The 17,453-nt window shown below is 35.4% G+C and carries 22 protein-coding genes; 15 read left to right on the top strand and 7 right to left on the bottom strand.

What is annotated here, in order from left to right:
- Positions 1–18 precede the first annotated feature (18 nt).
- Both C6988_RS03490 and C6988_RS03485 read left to right on the top strand, forming a co-directional pair.
- Positions 19–420 (top strand): response regulator, encoded by a 402-nt coding sequence (locus C6988_RS03490; RefSeq protein WP_182133652.1) that lies wholly within the window; start codon positions 19–21, stop codon positions 418–420.
- Between the two features lie 73 nt (positions 421–493).
- Positions 494–1,396: a carboxypeptidase-like regulatory domain-containing protein gene (locus C6988_RS03485; protein WP_182133650.1), complete on the top strand. Its 903-nt coding sequence runs from the start codon at positions 494–496 to the stop codon at positions 1,394–1,396.
- On the opposite strand, the gene C6988_RS03480 is transcribed toward C6988_RS03485, so the two are convergent.
- Positions 1,375–1,743 carry a PPOX class F420-dependent oxidoreductase gene (locus tag C6988_RS03480; protein ID WP_182133648.1) on the bottom strand — a complete coding sequence of 123 codons (369 nt, stop codon included), beginning with the start codon at positions 1,741–1,743 and terminating at the stop codon, positions 1,375–1,377. The genes C6988_RS03485 and C6988_RS03480 overlap by 22 nt on opposite strands.
- 76 nt (positions 1,744–1,819) lie before the next feature.
- On the opposite strand from C6988_RS03480, the gene C6988_RS03475 reads away from it, so the two are divergent.
- The 5 genes from C6988_RS03475 to C6988_RS03455 all read left to right on the top strand — a co-directional run bounded on the left by C6988_RS03475 (position 1,820) and on the right by C6988_RS03455 (position 7,797).
- Positions 1,820–2,296, top strand: a complete 477-nt coding sequence (locus tag C6988_RS03475) for a hypothetical protein (protein WP_182133646.1) — start codon at positions 1,820–1,822, stop codon at positions 2,294–2,296.
- Between the two features lie 76 nt (positions 2,297–2,372).
- Entirely contained in the window at positions 2,373–3,260 is an 888-nt protein-coding gene (locus tag C6988_RS03470) for a hypothetical protein (RefSeq protein WP_182133644.1), read from the top strand.
- 68 nt (positions 3,261–3,328) lie between these two features.
- Positions 3,329–3,973, top strand: a complete 645-nt coding sequence (locus C6988_RS03465; RefSeq protein WP_182133642.1) for an HAD-IA family hydrolase — start codon at positions 3,329–3,331, stop codon at positions 3,971–3,973.
- A gap of 186 nt (positions 3,974–4,159) precedes the next feature.
- Positions 4,160–5,497: an urea ABC transporter substrate-binding protein gene (gene urtA / locus C6988_RS03460; RefSeq protein ID WP_182133640.1), complete on the top strand. Its 1,338-nt coding sequence runs from the start codon at positions 4,160–4,162 to the stop codon at positions 5,495–5,497.
- On the top strand, positions 5,494–7,797 hold the full coding sequence (locus C6988_RS03455) for a PAS domain-containing sensor histidine kinase (RefSeq protein ID WP_220463403.1): 2,304 nt from the start codon (positions 5,494–5,496) through the stop codon (positions 7,795–7,797). The genes urtA and C6988_RS03455 overlap by 4 nt, the downstream gene beginning before the upstream one ends.
- A gap of 211 nt (positions 7,798–8,008) precedes the next feature.
- Here the strand turns inward: C6988_RS03455 and C6988_RS03445 are convergent, their stop codons facing one another.
- Together C6988_RS03445 and C6988_RS03440 are read right to left on the bottom strand one after the other, a co-directional pair.
- Entirely contained in the window at positions 8,009–8,437 is a 429-nt protein-coding gene (locus C6988_RS03445; RefSeq protein WP_182133634.1) for a hypothetical protein, read from the bottom strand.
- Between the two features lie 22 nt (positions 8,438–8,459).
- Positions 8,460–8,618, bottom strand: coding sequence for a hypothetical protein (locus C6988_RS03440; RefSeq protein WP_182133632.1), 159 nt, complete (start codon positions 8,616–8,618; stop codon positions 8,460–8,462).
- A gap of 98 nt (positions 8,619–8,716) precedes the next feature.
- On the opposite strand from C6988_RS03440, the gene C6988_RS03435 reads away from it, so the two are divergent.
- From C6988_RS03435 to C6988_RS03420, 4 genes are all read left to right on the top strand, one after another.
- Positions 8,717–8,977, top strand: coding sequence for a hypothetical protein (locus C6988_RS03435; protein WP_182133630.1), 261 nt, complete (start codon positions 8,717–8,719; stop codon positions 8,975–8,977).
- A 62-nt stretch (positions 8,978–9,039) separates the two neighbouring features.
- On the top strand, positions 9,040–9,288 hold the full coding sequence (locus C6988_RS03430; RefSeq protein WP_182133628.1) for a hypothetical protein: 249 nt from the start codon (positions 9,040–9,042) through the stop codon (positions 9,286–9,288).
- Between the two features lie 150 nt (positions 9,289–9,438).
- Positions 9,439–10,821: a cation:proton antiporter gene (locus tag C6988_RS03425; RefSeq protein WP_255464193.1), complete on the top strand. Its 1,383-nt coding sequence runs from the start codon at positions 9,439–9,441 to the stop codon at positions 10,819–10,821.
- 60 nt (positions 10,822–10,881) lie between these two features.
- Positions 10,882–11,532, top strand: coding sequence for a superoxide dismutase (locus C6988_RS03420; protein ID WP_182133624.1), 651 nt, complete (start codon positions 10,882–10,884; stop codon positions 11,530–11,532).
- A gap of 49 nt (positions 11,533–11,581) precedes the next feature.
- Here C6988_RS03420 and C6988_RS03415 read toward each other — a convergent pair whose 3' ends face one another.
- The 3 genes from C6988_RS03415 to C6988_RS03405 form a co-directional block, all read right to left on the bottom strand.
- On the bottom strand, positions 11,582–12,226 hold the full coding sequence (locus C6988_RS03415; RefSeq protein ID WP_182133622.1) for a Snf7 family protein: 645 nt from the start codon (positions 12,224–12,226) through the stop codon (positions 11,582–11,584).
- Positions 12,227–12,335: 109 nt separating this feature from the next.
- Entirely contained in the window at positions 12,336–12,746 is a 411-nt protein-coding gene (trxA, locus tag C6988_RS03410; protein WP_182133619.1) for a thioredoxin, read from the bottom strand.
- Between the two features lie 34 nt (positions 12,747–12,780).
- Positions 12,781–13,197 carry an archease gene (locus C6988_RS03405; RefSeq protein WP_182133617.1) on the bottom strand — a complete coding sequence of 139 codons (417 nt, stop codon included), beginning with the start codon at positions 13,195–13,197 and terminating at the stop codon, positions 12,781–12,783.
- Between the two features lie 96 nt (positions 13,198–13,293).
- Here C6988_RS03405 and C6988_RS03400 point away from each other — a divergent pair, with 96 nt between their 5' ends.
- From C6988_RS03400 to hisS, 3 genes are all read left to right on the top strand, one after another.
- On the top strand, positions 13,294–14,337 hold the full coding sequence (locus C6988_RS03400) for a hypothetical protein (RefSeq protein WP_182133615.1): 1,044 nt from the start codon (positions 13,294–13,296) through the stop codon (positions 14,335–14,337).
- A gap of 68 nt (positions 14,338–14,405) precedes the next feature.
- Entirely contained in the window at positions 14,406–14,768 is a 363-nt protein-coding gene (locus C6988_RS03395) for a hypothetical protein (RefSeq protein WP_182133613.1), read from the top strand.
- Positions 14,769–14,825: 57 nt separating this feature from the next.
- A complete protein-coding gene (gene hisS / locus C6988_RS03390; protein ID WP_182133611.1) occupies positions 14,826–16,109 on the top strand; it encodes a histidine--tRNA ligase in 1,284 nt (427 codons plus the stop codon).
- Here the strand turns inward: hisS and C6988_RS03385 are convergent.
- The gene (locus C6988_RS03385) at positions 16,100–16,765 is read right to left on the bottom strand and encodes a translation initiation factor IF-6 (RefSeq protein ID WP_182133690.1); all 666 of its coding nucleotides are present in this window, start codon (positions 16,763–16,765) and stop codon (positions 16,100–16,102) included. The genes hisS and C6988_RS03385 overlap by 10 nt on opposite strands.
- Positions 16,766–16,899: 134 nt before the next feature.
- On the opposite strand from C6988_RS03385, the gene C6988_RS03380 reads away from it, so the two are divergent.
- Positions 16,900–17,436, top strand: a complete 537-nt coding sequence (locus C6988_RS03380) for a 4Fe-4S dicluster domain-containing protein (RefSeq protein ID WP_182133609.1) — start codon at positions 16,900–16,902, stop codon at positions 17,434–17,436.
- The last annotated feature ends 17 nt before the right edge of the window (positions 17,437–17,453 follow it).

Below are 17,453 nucleotides of genomic sequence, written 5' to 3'. Positions count from 1 at the left end.
TGATAACAAATTGTAATCATGGTCACCCAAGTCATTATAGTAGAAGACGATCCTGATAGTGCCGATATTCTTACCGAGTACTTGGAAATGAAAGAAATCAAAGTAGTAGCTAAAGCAAAAGATGGAAAAGAGGCCGTAGAATACTATTCAAAATTAAAACCAGAAGTGGTACTATTAGATATCATCATGCCAGGATATGATGGATTTTATGCCCTTGAAAGAATTCGAGAGATTGATAACAATGCAAAAGTAATTTTTGTTACGGCCGCAACAAATGCTACAACTCAGGCAAGATTATTTCAAGTAAATGTTGATGGAATCATCTTCAAGCCATTTGAGATTGATTATCTCTTAGAAACAATTAACATTGTTAAAAATGGCGGAAAGAGAATACCAAATTCTATTCGAGCACAAATTTAGTTTAAATCTTTACAACAATTTGATCAAAAACTTAGATTTCAAGCCTTAAGCAAAGACTCTGAAAGCGACATCCATGAAATCAGTCTATCTAGGTTTATTGTTAGTTGCGCTTGTTATGCTAATGCCTATGGCTAGCGCTCAGAGCAGTACCATGTCCGTTCATGCTAAAGCATCACAATCATCCTTCACTACAAGCACAAACCCAGCAATTGTAGGAACAGTCATGGATGCATCAAAAAACCGACTATCTGATGTTACAATTTCTATAGTTTCTTCCAAAGGAGTAAAGACAGCAAAAACAGATCATAATGGAAGCTTTCTTGTTAAACTAGACAAAATATACGAGATTGGAATTCATAAAGTTACTATCACTGCATCTAAACAAGGTTTTACTTCGGTATCATCTTCGGTAAATATTGACATTAACAATCCTGTACAAATTCTAGAGCCAATACAGCAGATTCCTACTGCTATCGGAGATGGAATTACAAACAATCCTGTATCAAAATTCATTTTAGAGCAAACAGAGATTATGAAAAACCAAGCAGAACAATTCTCAAAATCAACCAATGAAGAATTCATCAATACACAAAGAATGCTAGCAAAACAATCCTTGGAAAAAGATCTTGGACGATTTGCTTCTGAAAATCTTGCATACCAACCACAAAATGCATTTGCTAGTTTTGTTAAAGGAGTTGACGAATCGGTTCAGGGTATTTTTTGGGCACAGTTTGATTTTACTCAGCAATTAACAAACCAGGGCAAGGCTGCTAAAGAGCAAGTGCTAAAAAATGGAGGCACCAGTTATGAGGCAACTCAAGCATTCCAACGAAAGGCAATATCTCATCGAGAGCAAATTATTGCCGTAAATAATCAGGCCAACATACAATTTGGTAATGCAACAGAATCCGTTCAGAATCAATTTGATGTAAAGGGAAAGTCACTTGATAGGCTTTATTCTAACACAATGGAATAAACCACAAGCTCGCCCTTTGCCTTTGTCATAAATCCTGCCAATAATACCTTGAATCCATATTTCTTCTTTCGTAGCTTTACTGCATTTTCTGCTTCTTTTCCTTCAATTAAAGTAGCGACTCCAGAAAACCAATCCCCATGAACGCTTCCACTAAATGAGCATGCTGCTAATTTTATTTTCGGATTATTTGCCAAGCGCTTGACCTTACCAGTAGATTCTCTTGTGATTACATACAGTTTTTCTCCATCCACTACAAACCATACGGGAGTCTTCACAGGAGTTTCATCTTTTTTGTATGTCTCTAGATTGATGTATTTCTCATCTTCTAGAAATTTTGGACTAGTCATTAAATCCTCATTAAATTATTGTAATATTTAGGTACAATCTAGAAATGTTCTAATTACTACTAGTCGAGAGTATTATATGGTCAAAGATAAAGAGCCACCAAAAAAACAATCATTCAAAGAATTTCTAAAAAAGCGTGCTCCTATCTATCTTGGATTAATTGGATTATTTGTTATCTTTGTAGTCCCAGAGTTAACACAAAGTAATTTAGAAAAATTCTATCCAGAAAATTTACCACAAAACGAAGAGCAGGCATTTAGAACTGTGATGTCATATAATGGACCAAATCAAAAGGGACTGACAGTGAATGATGCATTAAAACAACAGATTGATGATGATTACTCAGATGAAAAAATTTATGATAAAAAAGACACAAAGATCTCCTTTAGCGTGATGCCTTCAGAGGGAGAGAATAATTTCGATGTAACTCTTCTCTTTGATACGTATAGGGAATCTAGGGAATTTGTATGGAATGTTAACTTGGAATCAAATGAAATTACTGCTGAATCATTAGATGCAAAACATATCTTAGATATTGTAAATTATTACGACTAGAGTTAATCTAGGATGATAGAATACTAGTCTAAAATGACAAAAACATTTTAAATTAAACCATAAATTCAATATCGTAATGAAGTTTCTCTTAACTATTCAATTGTTATTATTAATTACAATGCCTTCTGCTTTTGGAGATTATGATAGAGATGCAAAATTTGAATTTGCAGGAACATTAGAAGAAACCTTGGGACATTTCTGGGCACTTGAGTTAAACTTGGATGAAAAAAACTCAAAGTTAGCTTTAGTTCATGCCACTCACCCAATCTCTGAATTATATGATACAATGCAAGAACATCTATCTGAAAATCCTGACTTTGATGCAAAGCTACAAGAGACACTAATGGATTTGCAAAACAAAGCAAATACTGATGTCGCTCGTGAAGATGCACAAATTGCAATTGATGAGGCAAAAGGAATCATCCAAGAAGCACGAGACCTTGTTGTTGGTCAAGAACTCTCTCAAGAATCAGAATTTAAAATGCAATTAATCAACGGCTTGCTAGAAACTGCAAAGGTAGAATACCACGAAGCAGTAGAAGATGGAACTATTAAGGAAATGGCTGAATTCCAAGATGGCTCATCCTTTGTTTGGCGCTCACAACAAATTTTTGATGACATGGAAGATACTTTGGATCCAATTGACTCTTCTCGAATAAACCAATTATATTCTGAGGCATGGGAACATTTTGATTCTAATGCAGATCCATCAGATGTTGAAAATATTTTAGATGCAATAATTTACGAATTTGAAGAACTTTCAGGAATTCCATCTATTCAATCAGAACATGAAGAAGAGGTATTCTCTAATCTGCCTCCCTTAAAACAGATTGATGCCGGTGTAGAACCTGAAGACGTTGTTTGCAGGGATGGACTTGAACTCATTTTTACTCCAAGCAGTGAGCCTGCATGCGTAAAACCAAATAGTATATCCAGACTGATTAGTTTTGGATGGACTCAATAATTCTCAAGCCATCCACTTTTAATACACAAATCTGTTGACATTTATTCAGGGAGACTGGGGCCTAAGAATTGTCAAATCCAACTGTCATCTTTGATTTTGATGGAACTATAGCTGATACCCTTGATGCAATAATCAAAATATTAAACAAATTATCCGACGAATTTCATTTTAAGAAAATTAAAGATGACGAAATTGAATATCTACGTGGAAAACGACCCAGAAAAATTCTTCAACATCTTGGAATATCTTTGATTAAACTACCTTTTGTTGTAAGAAAAACAAGAAAGGAGATCAATAATCAAATAGCCTATCTGAAACCTCCCTTAGAGCTTCGTGAACCTCTATTGGAATTAAAAAAGCGGGGATGTAAGATAGGCATACTTACTACCAACGTTGAGTCAAACGTTCAAAAATTTCTACAAGGAAATAACTTGGATATCTTTGATTTCTTTTATTCGGGTCCAAGCGTTTTTGGCAAACACAAAATTATCAAAAAAATCCTTCATGATAAAAAATTGAACCCTAATCAAGTATTCTTTGTAGGAGATGAAGTCAGGGATATTACTGCTGGAAAAAAGTCAAAGTTACACACTATTGGAGTGGCCTGGGGGTACAATACCAAGGAGGCCTTGATAAAAGAAAATCCCGAACATGTCATTGACTCTCCTACTGAATTATTGAAGATAGTTTTTCCTAGAGAGAAAGAAGTTTAGGCATACCGCAAAAGGATTGGTATGGTAAAATATCATTTGATTATAGCATACATATCAAGTCATGTTATTACATGAGGGGGCAAAAGACTCCCCCTCATGTCCTATCTCAATAAAAAATCTAAATCTAGTAGGTATGTTTGATTCACACAAACAAATTATTTCCTAGAAACAAGTCATTTTTTTACTATGGATAAGGTTCTTGTAACAATTACCATTATTGGAGTATTCATCCTTGCAGCAACTGCATTATCTCTATACAATTTAGGAAATGAACAGTATTCCCAAGAAACACTAGTCGAATATCAGCCAAAATCATATCATGTTCCAATTATTGAAGATGATCCAATAAAGATTGGAATCATTCATTCCTTGACAGGAACCATGGCAATTAGTGAAAAACCAGTTGTTGATTCTACTCTGTTAGCAATAAAACAACTCAATGATCGGGGTGGAATTCTTGGAAGAAAAGTTACTCCTATAGTTTTAGATGGACAATCCGATTGGGATACCTTTGCCAATCAGGCAGAACATCTTATTGTACAAGAAGAAGTCGATGTAATTTTTGGTGGTTGGACATCTGCAAGCAGAAAAACAATGCTTCCTGTAATTGAAAAATATGATCACCTTTTGTTTTATCCAGTACAATATGAAGGACTTGAAAAATCACCAAACATTGTTTATACAGGTGCAGCACCAAATCAACAAGTTATGCCCACAGTAATTTGGGCACACCAAAACTTGGGAGAAAGATTTTTCTTAGTTGGCTCTGATTATGTATTTCCAAGAAGTGCAAATGAGATAATTAAACATCAGATTGAGATGCTTGGTGGAGAAGTTGTTGGCGAAGAATACAAACTACTGGGAGAAAAAAACTTTGATGATGTTATTGAAAAAATTTCTACAACCAATCCAGATGTAATATTAAATACCATTAATGGGGATAGTAATGTCTATTTTTTTAAAACCTTACGAAAAAACGGTATAACTTCTGAAAACATTCCAACAATTTCATTTAGTATTGCAGAAGATGAAATACGACACATTGGAGCTGAATATGTTAAAGGAGATTATGCTTCATGGAATTATTTTCAAAGTTTAGAAAATGAATCAAATAGGGATTTTGTTACAAGCTTCAAGAATGAATATGGACAAGACCGTGTAACTGATGATCCAATGGAGGCTGCATACAATGGAATCTTCCTTTATGCAAAGGCCGTTGAAAAGGCAGAAACAACGAGTTTACATAATGTTCGAAATGCAATAAAGGGCCTTACCCTATCTGCACCTGGGGGAACAGTTGGCATAGATCCAAATAACCAACATTTGGCCAAAGTACTTCGGATTGGTCAGATTCTAGATAATGGGCAATTCAAAATAGTTGCCAGCTCAGAAGATCCTATAAGGCCAATTCCATACCCCGATTATCAAACTAAATCTGAATGGGATGAATTTCTAAACGATTTGTATGTGAAATGGGGTGGAAACTGGGCAAACCCTGGAGTCGTAGAAATGGATGATGTATGATGATATACAGTTCTTTTAGCTACTCAAAAAAATTAATTTCTCTGATGCTGCTTCTAAGCTTGATTCCGATTGCACTAATCGGCGGTTCATTTTATGTTGAAAAGATTAACAACGAAACTAATTCCTTAAAGAATCAGCTAAACTCAATATCGGGAATTGGTGCACAAAATGTTGAAAAATGGATTAATGAGAGAAAGTCAAATGCTGAAAACATTGCCACAAATCAGCTATTTATCTTGAATACAAAGCAATTACGTATTTCTGATCCACATTCGACTGACTTTTTTGATTCCCAATTTGTATTGGAAAGACAAGCCGATGTACTAATTAACAATTATAATTGGCTCTCTCAAATTATGATTTCTGATCCACACACAAACAAAATATTATTTTTTACAGGCATTGAACCCATTAGTTACAATCTAAATACACAAGAACACTTCATACTCGCAAAACAAGGAATTATCTCTGCAAGTGATATTCATCCATCTGAAGCAGCAATCGAAAATGAATATGGATTTTATGAAGTTGGAGTTCCAACATTATTCATTTCTGCACCAATTCGTGGGGAAGTCGGTTTAGAAGGAATTCTAACTATTCGAGTTAATGTATTTGAAATGAATCCAAGTCTGAAAAGCTTAATCGATGATTATAACACTGTTGATACATTTGTAATTAATTCGGAAGGGTTCATGCTATCAAAACCAAATCCTACAAAACAGCTTATTGATTCAATTAACATCAGGCCCGAGCTTGAAATTCAAATGATTGATCCACAAACAGGTGACAAATCAAAAATTTTGACCGGACTATCAGAAGGAAAAACTTGGAATCTGGATGGATACAATAACTATCTTGGGAAAAATGTTGTAGGCTCTATTACTCCTATTTCTGGAACTGATTGGTACTATATTGCTGAAATTAGCAAAGATGAAGCCTTTTATGAAATCCAATATTTACAAATAATTCTAACCTCTGCAATTTCTCTAATCCTCATCTCTGTAATTGGCGGCTCTCTTGTTTTTACTAATCACCTTGTGAGACCAATAAAAAATCTCCAGCAGGCAACACTTCAGGTTCAAAGCGGCAATTTTGATGTCAACCTACCTGCAACTAATGATGAAATTGGTGCATTGGCTAAATCGTTTAATAAAATGGTAAATTCCCTAAAAGAATCACAATCTCTACATGAATCTGCAGTAAAAAAATATCAGGACTTGTATGAAAAGTCACCTGGTTTGAATAGAACAATAAATCTTGAAGGAATAATCACCGATTGCAATATTCCATATGCAAGAGCATTTGGTTATGAAAGAGATGAAGTCATTGGTAAATCAATATTTGATTTTTGTTCAAAAGATAGTATTCCAGACATTAAAAGATCATTTGAACTTTGGAAAAATGATGGTGAAGTAGTTAATCAAGAAATGATTTTTCAACGTCGTGATGGTACAACTTTTCCGGGATTACTCTCTGCATCTAATCTTTATGATGAAAAAGGAAATTTGGTTGGAAGCAACACTGTGATTCGTGATATTTCTGATATTCGAAGTGCTCAAAAAGTTATTGAAGAACTACAAATGAAGAGACTTTCTGTAATTGGAGAACTAACAGCTAGAATTGCACACGATATGAGAAATCCACTCAGTGTCTTAAAAAACACGGTCGAGATGTTAATTCTCAAACGAGAAGGAAAAATGGATGAACATGAAAATTCACAGTGGACTAGAGTCAACAGAGCAATTGATAGAATGCAACACCAGATTGAAGATGTATTGGATTATCTAAGAAATACTCCATTGACAAAGAAAGATCATTCCTTGTCGCAGATAGTTTCCGATAGCATAGACCGGATTCATTTACCAGAGCACATAACAATACATCCTCCTTTAGAATCTATTACAATTCATTGTGATTCAGAAAAACTCGAAGTTGTTTTTGTAAATTTATTCATGAATGCTATTCAAGCTATAGGTGGACAAAAAGGAGCAATAACTGTAACTGGAAAAGAAATATCTGATAGAGGAGATTTTGTCTTAATTGAAGTCAAAGATACTGGACCCGGAATTCCACCAGAAATAATTCCAAAAATCTTTGATCCTTTGTTTACTACAAGACAGGTAGGAACCGGCTTGGGATTGCCAAGCTGTAAAAACATTATTGAAAAACACGGAGGAACCCTCTCTGTTTCGAGCATTGTTGGTAAAGAAACAAAATTTACTATCAAACTTCCTAAAAACAAAGAATGGAATGAATTTTTGAATACTTCAGAAATCCAAGAAAAAGAACTCTCTCTCTAGTCATCTTTAAAAATCTCACAAAATTCCATTATTGGTAGTTTTTTTATTTTATCAAATTGATTTTTTGATATTATCTCTATTCTAATTTCTGATTCTCCCTTTAGTTTGAATCGTATTTTTATCGTATCATTACCCACTAGTATGAGTATAATAATTTATGATAAATATCGTTTTCTATAAAATGAGAAAAATCACTTGGAAAAATTAGTGATTAGGAGTACTGAATTTTGGTAGAGTACATCTTTTTTAGACTTTGAAGATCTTGATAATGATCAAATTTTAGCTGTTTGAATTGCTTATCATAAGTGCTTTTGATTTTCGTAATTTCTGCATCATATTTCTCATAGGCTTTTTTGATCTTTACCTTATTACTGGAAGCCTTCTTCAAATCCTTGTCTAGTGTCAACTTTGCATCGGCCTTTGACTTTGCAAAGTTTGCCTCAAGAATCATGTTTTTCATCTCAAATTTTTTGTTGACTGCTACAGTATCCTTGATTCTATCTGCTTGAGTTTTTATTGCAACATCTGTATTGACATATTTTGCTGTGGATAATGCATATGCTTCAGTAACCTGAGAACCAGTAAATATCAGACCTAAGGAAAGCACCAATGTTAGAATTATGTTTCTAGTTTTATTCATCATAACACCTCCTCATAGTATTCTAAGTGAAATCGTCTTCAAGAAAAATCCATGATAACCCTGCAACTTCCATCCAAAGTTCATTCACTCCTGTTGGAAGAGGGTTTTTGGCCTCACTTCCACCAGGAAATGACTCTATGTCTGGCTTTTGGGGGTAACAGGTTAGAACTGTTAGCGACATGAATAGTATCATGGCAGAGAAATATTATAGGATGGCGAGCAATTTGTGGCCTGCCTTTTTGTAAACTCTTAATGCTAGGACAAAACCCTGTATTGAAATTGGCAAGAACATTTTATGTTAAGGAAATCATCACGATTCTTTCTGATCCTAGGTTGTGCCCTACCTGTAACAAATCCGATAAGTTAGAAGAAAATGTTATAGCTGAAAACATCTCTTATGGCAAAACCTTTCTCTGCACAAGATGTGAAGCCCTTACCGTTGTAACGAATCTAAATTTGAAGAGAGTTGATTTGGCAAGTAGGCATGATGATATTTTACTTCTTAAGGAACCACACCTTATTCGAAAAGTTGCATACTAGACGAAATAAACAGGATTATACCATTACCTTGCCTTTTTTATCTCACCAGACATATTTCCAGTATGTCATTACAAAAATTTGACACTGTAATCGATAGAATGGAGCGTGCCTTTGATTATGCCATGAATCTGGGGCAGCCTATAGATGCAATAAAAGTACTATACTCTATGAATGCACAACTACCTGACGATATGCAGTTAGACATGGAAGACATTGAAAGTGAATCAATGGTGAAACAATTCATCTCTGAGTACAAGCCTCAGCTAAAATCTCTGATCCTAGAGTACCGTCAGCGCCTAATGAACTTCTAAAATATGCCTTGGAACAAATGCACTGTTTTTGACCCATCGGAATCAAATATTCTTGACACGGTTTGCTATTAGTCAAATTTTAAATTAAAATCGATTCGGATGCAGTTTGTACTTAGCATACTAGAAATCCTTAATCAGTATGTAGGGGGATTGTCTCTTCCAAAAATTGATGGCAATAATTTATCAATAGATCTAAGTGGCATCTTTCCCACCTCCGGTGAATCCTCGGGTACTGCCGTAATTGGGCCGGCATTAGATTGGATTAATAATATTGTACATTCTGTTGCTTCTGATTCTATCGTTTCAGCTCCTGTGTTGTTATTAGCTGCTGGAGTTACAATATTTCTAGGAGTATCAGGTGAGGCATTTTTCAAAAAAACTGGAATTCCAGATGTTGCATTCTTGATGATTCTAGGTGTGATCATTGGACCTGTACTAGGATTGATTCAACCTGATGTAATAATTGAAATCGTACCATATTTTGCTGCTATTGCATTAATTATCATCATGTTTGATGGTGGACTAAATCTTGATTTGAAGAGTATGGCAAAGACTGCTCATTTTGCAGTAATATTATCCGTTGTAGGATTTGCAATATCTGTAGGAATTGTAGCTGCTTTAGCTCACTTTGGTTTTGGATGGGAGTGGCTTGATAGCATTTTACTTGGCTCAATTGTTGGTGGAAGCAGCTCTGCAATTGTGTTTGGATTGGTCAGAAATCTTAGAATTTCTGATAAAGCAAAATCTCTACTTAGTTTTGAATCAGCCCTTACAGACATCTTGGCCACCATTGTTGCATTTGTAATGTTTGGTGCTATAGTTGTTGGAACCCTAGACTTGCAAACCCTTGGTGATACAATTGGAAGCTCAATTGCTGTGGGATTAATTCTTGGTCTAGGTGTTGGATTGCCTTGGATGTATCTATCAAGCAAATTCATGAAGGGTCAGCACGTATACATGCTTACTTTGGGAATTTTGTTTGTACTATACTTCTTTGCAAATCATTATGGAGAATCTGGGGCATTAACGGCACTAGTGTTTGGCTTGATGGTGGGAAACAAGCATCGTTTTGCAAAATTATTCCGATTCAAAATGCCAAACATTGACACAAATGATTCCATGCATAATCAATTGACCTTCTTGGTTAGAACATTCTTCTTTGTCTTTGTAGGACTATTAGCAAGCTTTGGAAATATAGAATATGTCATATTTGGAATAATTGCAACTGTAGCAATTTACATTGGTAGAGTGATTCTAAGTAAGATGACTCTAACGAATTCCTTCTCAAAGCTTGACAAGAAAGTAACCACTATAATGATCCCACGTGGATTGGCAGCAGCTGTCTTGGCAACATTTCCACTAACTATGGGTCTTCCTAATGCTGAGGCCTACCCGCAGATAGTATTTACAATAATTATGGCGTCGGTAATTATTACAACACTTGGTCTAGGCGGTGCAAAGAAGATTCCTCCTCCTGAATGTACAGAAGGAGGATTTGTAGTGCGGGAACAGCCCAAAACTGCAGTAACCTAGAAACCCTCTATACTTTTTCGTTCTCAACGAGTTTAAAACAAAGCATGACGTATTATCCCCGTGGTTGAACACAAGCTTCCAAAGATGCCTTATGCGTATGATGCACTAGAGCCACATTTGGATGCTCAGACTATGGAGATTCATCATACAAAGCATCATCAGGCATACACCAATGGACTAAATGATGCTTGGGAAGACATGTCTGAAGAAAATCAAGATCAAGGAGTAATCAAAATACTTGCTGATTTGGATCAAGTAAAGCCAGAAATTCGCGGAAAGATCAACTTTCATGGTGGTGGTTATGTTAACCACGAAATGTTTTGGAAGAGTATGGCACCAGGTGCAGGTGGAAAACCAGATGGAAATATTGCAAAATCAATAGACAAATCATTTGGAAGTTTTGATAAATTTAAAGAAGAATTTTCTAACAAAACTGCAACAATTCAGGGAAGTGGATGGGGCTGGCTTGTTTACAATCCAAAATCAAAAAACGTTGAATACAAAGCAATGGAAAATCAGGATAACCCTGTAATAGAACAACTTGTCCCCCTTTTGGGATTGGATGTATGGGAGCATGCGTATTATCTAAAATATCAAAACAAAAGACCTGACTATATTGCTGCCTGGTGGAATGTTGTAGATTGGCAAGAGATCAATTCTAGATTCTCAAGAGCAGAAAGCTTTGCAAAGGCATTGTTTTCATCATGGTAATCAATATAATTAGAGATTTTTTAGAATATAAAAAATAAAAAAAGTAATCTTAGTAGCTTTCAGCAGATGATTCATCTAGTGATGAACGAATAGAAGTCGGTACAGATGGGAATTTTTCACCAATCTGTGCACCTGCAACTGCAGAAGCCTCACTCAATATTGCATCTGTATCAGCTGATGTTCCAACATCAGAATCAAACGATCCTTCAAATGTATTGGACATCATGCCGCCTAATGCACTTCCCATTGATTCGAATTCTGCACTTGCTTCTGGCATGAATTTTGCAAGAGCTGGGCCCATTACACGCATTGTTTCTAATGCTGGCTGTAATGATGCAACAACATCTCCAACTTCGTTTACTGTAGTTAATCTAAGCTGTACTTGTTCTAGAGCGACACGCATACCGCTAACTTTCTTCTCGTTTTTTCTCAATTCGACAAGTTCGTTTGCAAGTGCTCTTGCCATCCCTAAATCATGTCTCTGTCTTGCCTCAACAATGCGTTTGAAAAGTTTAGCGTCTTTTTCTGCCAATTTATTTGACATGTAATCCAATTTTGCAATTGGTTGAGACATCTTTCTCATTGCATTTTCTACTTTGGGCTTCAACGGACCTTCTTTTTTGATCGTTCCACGAATTTGATCAGCCATTCCGGGTGATTGTGGTTTTGACCAAGATTGCTCAAAATTAGCCATTTTCTATGAATCATATGGTTTATTCTTAATTATCAAAGCTAAAGAAAGTAAACCAGACACGTATAGTTCTACAACAAAAGTAGATACTTCAGATAAATTTGTCCGATTTTTAATTAATGTTTAAGAATTTTTTTGCAATCATGTGTATGCCTGGCTCACCAACTGCTCCCATCATACGCTTTGCCTCTTGGCCTCCCTGAAACATAATAAAAGTTGGAATTGCCTGAACACCAAATTTTTGGGCAATAGGCTGGTTTGAATCAACATTAACTCTAGCAAATTTAATTTCACGATATTTTTTTGCCATTCTCTCAAAAACTGGATGCATTATTTTGCATGGACCACACCATTCGGCCCAAAAATCTACCAAAACAAGATTATTTGAAGCAATAGTGCTATCAAAATTTGTAGAATCTAATTCCAAAACACTTACCTGAGATTGTTCTTGCATCTCTTTTTGTGCAGAAATCATCTCTTGAAGTTTTCTTTGCTTTATTTTCTCTAACTCTTCATCTTCCATGTATTTTGTACAACATATTCCATTATAAAATAATCTACAGGTCTAACAAAAATTTCATGTATATCTCACCATTTTGCTTTATTTCCATTTCATGAAATGTTGGTGCTTTTATCTCTACTTTGAAGTGATGCTTCTTCAAATCAATCTGCTCTCCATATACTGTCGCTTCTAAGGTGTAAGATGTTTCTTTTGTAATCTTTACAGAAAATCTGCAGATTGCAAATCCTTCAGTAATTAATTGATAAATTACTGCCTCAAGCCAATCAAATAAGAGATAATCTAGGGTGGAGCCAGCTACAGACACATATCTCTCCTCTTCTTCTTTAACCGATTTTATATCTAGTGTAGTGTCGACTACTGCCAATCCTGCTTGAGTAAATGCCTCATTCAAATTTGGGGCAGTCACTTCAATGATTGCATCTGTTGCATGTTCAAGGAATTTGTAACTCAATTACTTTTCAAAATACTATGCAGTATTAATAGATAGGAAGATGGATGATGAAATCAAATCCCAAGTCTTAAATCAGATCTTTAAAGGCGTAAAAATATGGAATCTAGAAATTTAGAATACTCTAAATCTCAAAATATACTTTTAATTTCGTTTCTAATTGCCATGTCTGGTTCTGCCATAGCAATATGGGGTGGAAGCTGGGATGTTACCTCTCATCTTCTAAACATACCAGATACTTTCTTTACTCCATCTCATTTGATTTTGTATTCTGGAGTCGGAGTTGGTGTAATTAGTGCAGTTCTTGGATTGGGGATTTTATTTTTTAAAAAAGAGATACGGCAAAACTCGGTTTCACTAGGTGTAAAAATGATTATCATCGGTGCTGTTTTGCAATTGATTGCAGGACCTGGTGATTTTTACTGGCATGAGGCATTTGGTATAGATGGACTTCTTAGTCCTACTCATATTGTCATTTTGCTTGGAATGATGATGGTTGCATTAGGTTCTGTTATAGGAATTACCAGAATGAAAATACATTTTGGTGGAAACGTCAATTTTTATAAAATCATTTTACCGGTTTCCTTTGGAGTTTTTTGGTTTATTTCAATTTCATTTAATTTCATGTTTACTCTTCCAATTTCTGAAGGGGAGACTCACAACTTTAATCCAGATCCATACGTCGCAGTTGGATTATCTTTTGGGCTGCCGCTTGTCGGTTCTATGATATTTCTTTCTGCGGTAAGATTTGTTGGATTTGGGGCAGGGATTATATCCATTATCTCTCTAGTTTTTCTAAACATCACTTCTGATATTCTTACAAATGAATTACTTTACCAATACATCCCGTTGTACGCTGCACCAATTATTGCATCAGTGATTGCAGAAATTATTATTAAAAAGAGAATAAGACACTCTGAAAAGATATCTGGCACAATTATAGGCTCAATGTTCTTTGTCTACTGTTTTCCTTTGGTAACTATGACTTTTCTTCTCTTTGAATTGTCTCCAGATGTATTAGCTTATGATGTTTTACACCTATATCCTAATCTTGTTTTTCAATATTGGGGAATCACTATGGTTCCGGGTGCAATATTTGGATTAGTTGGATCATTACTGATTAAGAAAATGATTAGAGAGTAGCCTCTCAACCCATTCTGTATATTCTGGACATCTAGTTTCTTAAATGGAGTTTATATCAAAAATTGTTTATGATTCCCGTATCATTAATACTACTAATTCTAACAGCAGTAGGCTCTGTGCTGTTTGTTTTTCTTTATGACTCTACCACATATGATGAAGTCTTAGAAGTAAAAAAACAACTGGCAGATGATAACTACAAAATTCAGAGAAGCCTAGAGAAGCAGATGAATCAATATTACATGGGTGAGATTGATGATGAGAAATATCTCAAAGCATTATATGAACTTCAGAGTCAAGTAGATGAGCACATATTAGATATTAAGCAAAAAATTGACAATCCAAATGAGAATATTACTTTCCATGATGCCAATGACTTACAGGTAAGAATATCTGGTGAGATTACCATGGCAGAGTTAAATCTTCTAAAATGAATTGAAAATTTCATTACAGCAAAGTCTTAAATCATAATCATGAAATGACATGATAACTTGGAACTACCTAGAGGTATGAAGGACTTTGATCCTGAAGAATTATACCAAATAGAATATGTAAGAGAAAAATTCCTAGAGACTGCACAAATTTTCGGTTTTTCACTAATGGATCCATCTCCAATCGAATCCCTTTCCACATTGGAGGCTAAGTCTGGTCCAGCTATTCGTGAAGAGATTTATTTTTTCAAAGACAAAGGGGAACGCGAGATTGCATTACGATTTGATTTCACCGTGGGATTGACAAGGTATGTTGCATCACAAAAATCATTGAAACTTCCTGCAAAACTTGGATCCTTTGGAGGAGTATGGCGTTATGATGAACCCCAAAAAGGACGATATCGATTCTTTCACCAATGGAACATTGAATTATTTGGAAAACCAAGCTTAGAATCTGAATCTGAAGTAATAGAGTTTACTTCAAGACTTTTTGAAAAACTAGGACTCAAAAACATTGTCATTGAAATTAATCATAGAAAGCTTGTAGAGTCTTTTATTAGAAAAATACCTCAAACAAAATCCTCATTTGTTGATGACAAAATTCTTGCTGATTCCTTTAGGCTGATTGACAAAGTGGCAAAAAAATCCCGTGATGAACTCATTAAAGAATACGAAGAATCACTTGGTCATCAATTTACTCAAAAACTACTTGATTTTGCCAGTATCAAGGGCAGTCCTGAAGAGATTGAGAAAAAAATAGACGTCTCCTCTATTGAATCATGGGATTATCTTAAGCGATTGTGGAATTCTTTACACAACAGAGGGATATCAAATATTAGAATTAATTTTGGAATAGTTCGCGGACTGGATTATTACTCTGGCACTGTCTTTGAAGTATTTGATGACTCTTCAGATCTTGGTGCACTGGCAGGTGGAGGAAGATACGATGCATTAACGGAAGCATTTGGAAGAAATGATATTGGTGCAACTGGCGTTGCAGGAGGGGTGGAGAGAATAATTCTCACTATGAAGGATCAAGGAATTGAAAATAAACAAAATCCACCCAGAGTTTCGGTTTTATATGTAAATGATGAGATGCTTCCTCATGCAATGAGTCTTGCATCAAAACTACGACAAGCAAAAGTTCCTACACTTGTGGATCTTGTTGGCAGACAGCTAAAAAAACAGATGGATGCAGCATCTGAATCCATGTTTAGTATTATTGTAGCACCTACCGAATTTGCAGAGAAAAAAATTGTACTACGTAATATGAAAGATGGAAAAGAATCTAAAATTAATCTAGATGAATTAGTATCGAATCCAAAATCTTATCTTCAACTTTGAAATGCTCTTGTTAGCATCATTATTTCAGGCCCACTAGTAAATGAACCAACTACGACTGAATTATTATTTGCTAGAACACCGGAACCTACAAATGGAATTCCTCCATTAATAGTTGCAGGTTCTATCTCAGTCTTTAACACATTTGATATTATTCTAATGTCATCATCATCTGTTTCTGGATGAATTATTCCGCCATGACTAGTTGATACCAACATCGCACCGACTTGGTGATATCCTGCCACTCTTTTTTGTAAAACTTCTACTCCTAACACATCTTGTATTTTTTTCAACAACTCTTTTGGTATCGATGGTGAAACAATTGCACCTGAATCATTTGTTGCAATCATATTGCCTAGCGCATTGTGTTTTGTATCCAAAATCTCTACATTAAGCCCTGTCTCTTTTTTCAAAAATTGTAGCTCATGCTCTGATGCTGTACTAGGTAAAAGAATTCCATTATTGTTTAATGCCATCATAATTCCAATCAATCTTGTGTTTGCAATTGATGTGATTAGAATTTCTGTTTTCAAATATTTTGCAAGTGTATCTGATTTTTCTTTTGCAAATCCATTTGGTAAAAAGACAAAACTGTCGTTTGTCTTGGTGTAAATTCCAATGTTTGGCCCACGATAAATATCGTATTTGTAAATATCCAACAAATCAGACATCTTCTGAAAAGATATGAACGTAAGGAAAAAACGGTGTTATAATTTCTAATTTCTAGCGATCTGAAAATTTAGTGGCGACTAAGTTTGTCTAGGTTTAAATATTATTTGACAAAAAGTGTATCATGCCAATTGCAGAAAATTTTCCAGAAGGTCTAAAGCCAATCGGAAAAATTAATCACGCAGACGGTGAACACTTTCACTTCATGTGGGGTCCAGGAAGAGGCGACGCTGAAACTTCATCTAACGAGGAAGTTCAAGCAGCTTACAAGGCCCGTGGTGAAAAATTTGAGCCACTAGGTGTCAGCGGAACAATGGTCGCAGTCGATTGGGATTCTTGTGTAGCAGACGGTGCTTGCATCGAAGCCTGCCCAGTACAAGTTTTCCAATGGTACAGAACTGAAAAAGATATCCCAGCAAAAAAAGTAATTAATGAAACTTTTGAGGGTACTGGAAGTTCTGTAAAAGAAGAACGTAAGGATTACACAGACAAAGCAGATCCAATCAGAGAACATGATTGCATCTGGTGTATGGCATGCGTCTCAGTCTGTCCTCCTCAAGCTATCAAAGTTGATCAATCTAACTTAGAAGCACATGAGAAAGCAGCTGGAACATATACCAAAATGGAATCTGGCAGTGCTAATCCACACGCACACGACTAAAACAACATCTTTCTTTC

The sequence above is a fragment of the Nitrosopumilus sp. b1 genome (genome assembly GCF_014078545.1).
In the GTDB taxonomy this organism is placed as follows: domain Archaea; phylum Thermoproteota; class Nitrososphaeria; order Nitrososphaerales; family Nitrosopumilaceae; genus PXYB01.
This window is presented reverse-complemented; position numbering and strand designations above follow the sequence as displayed.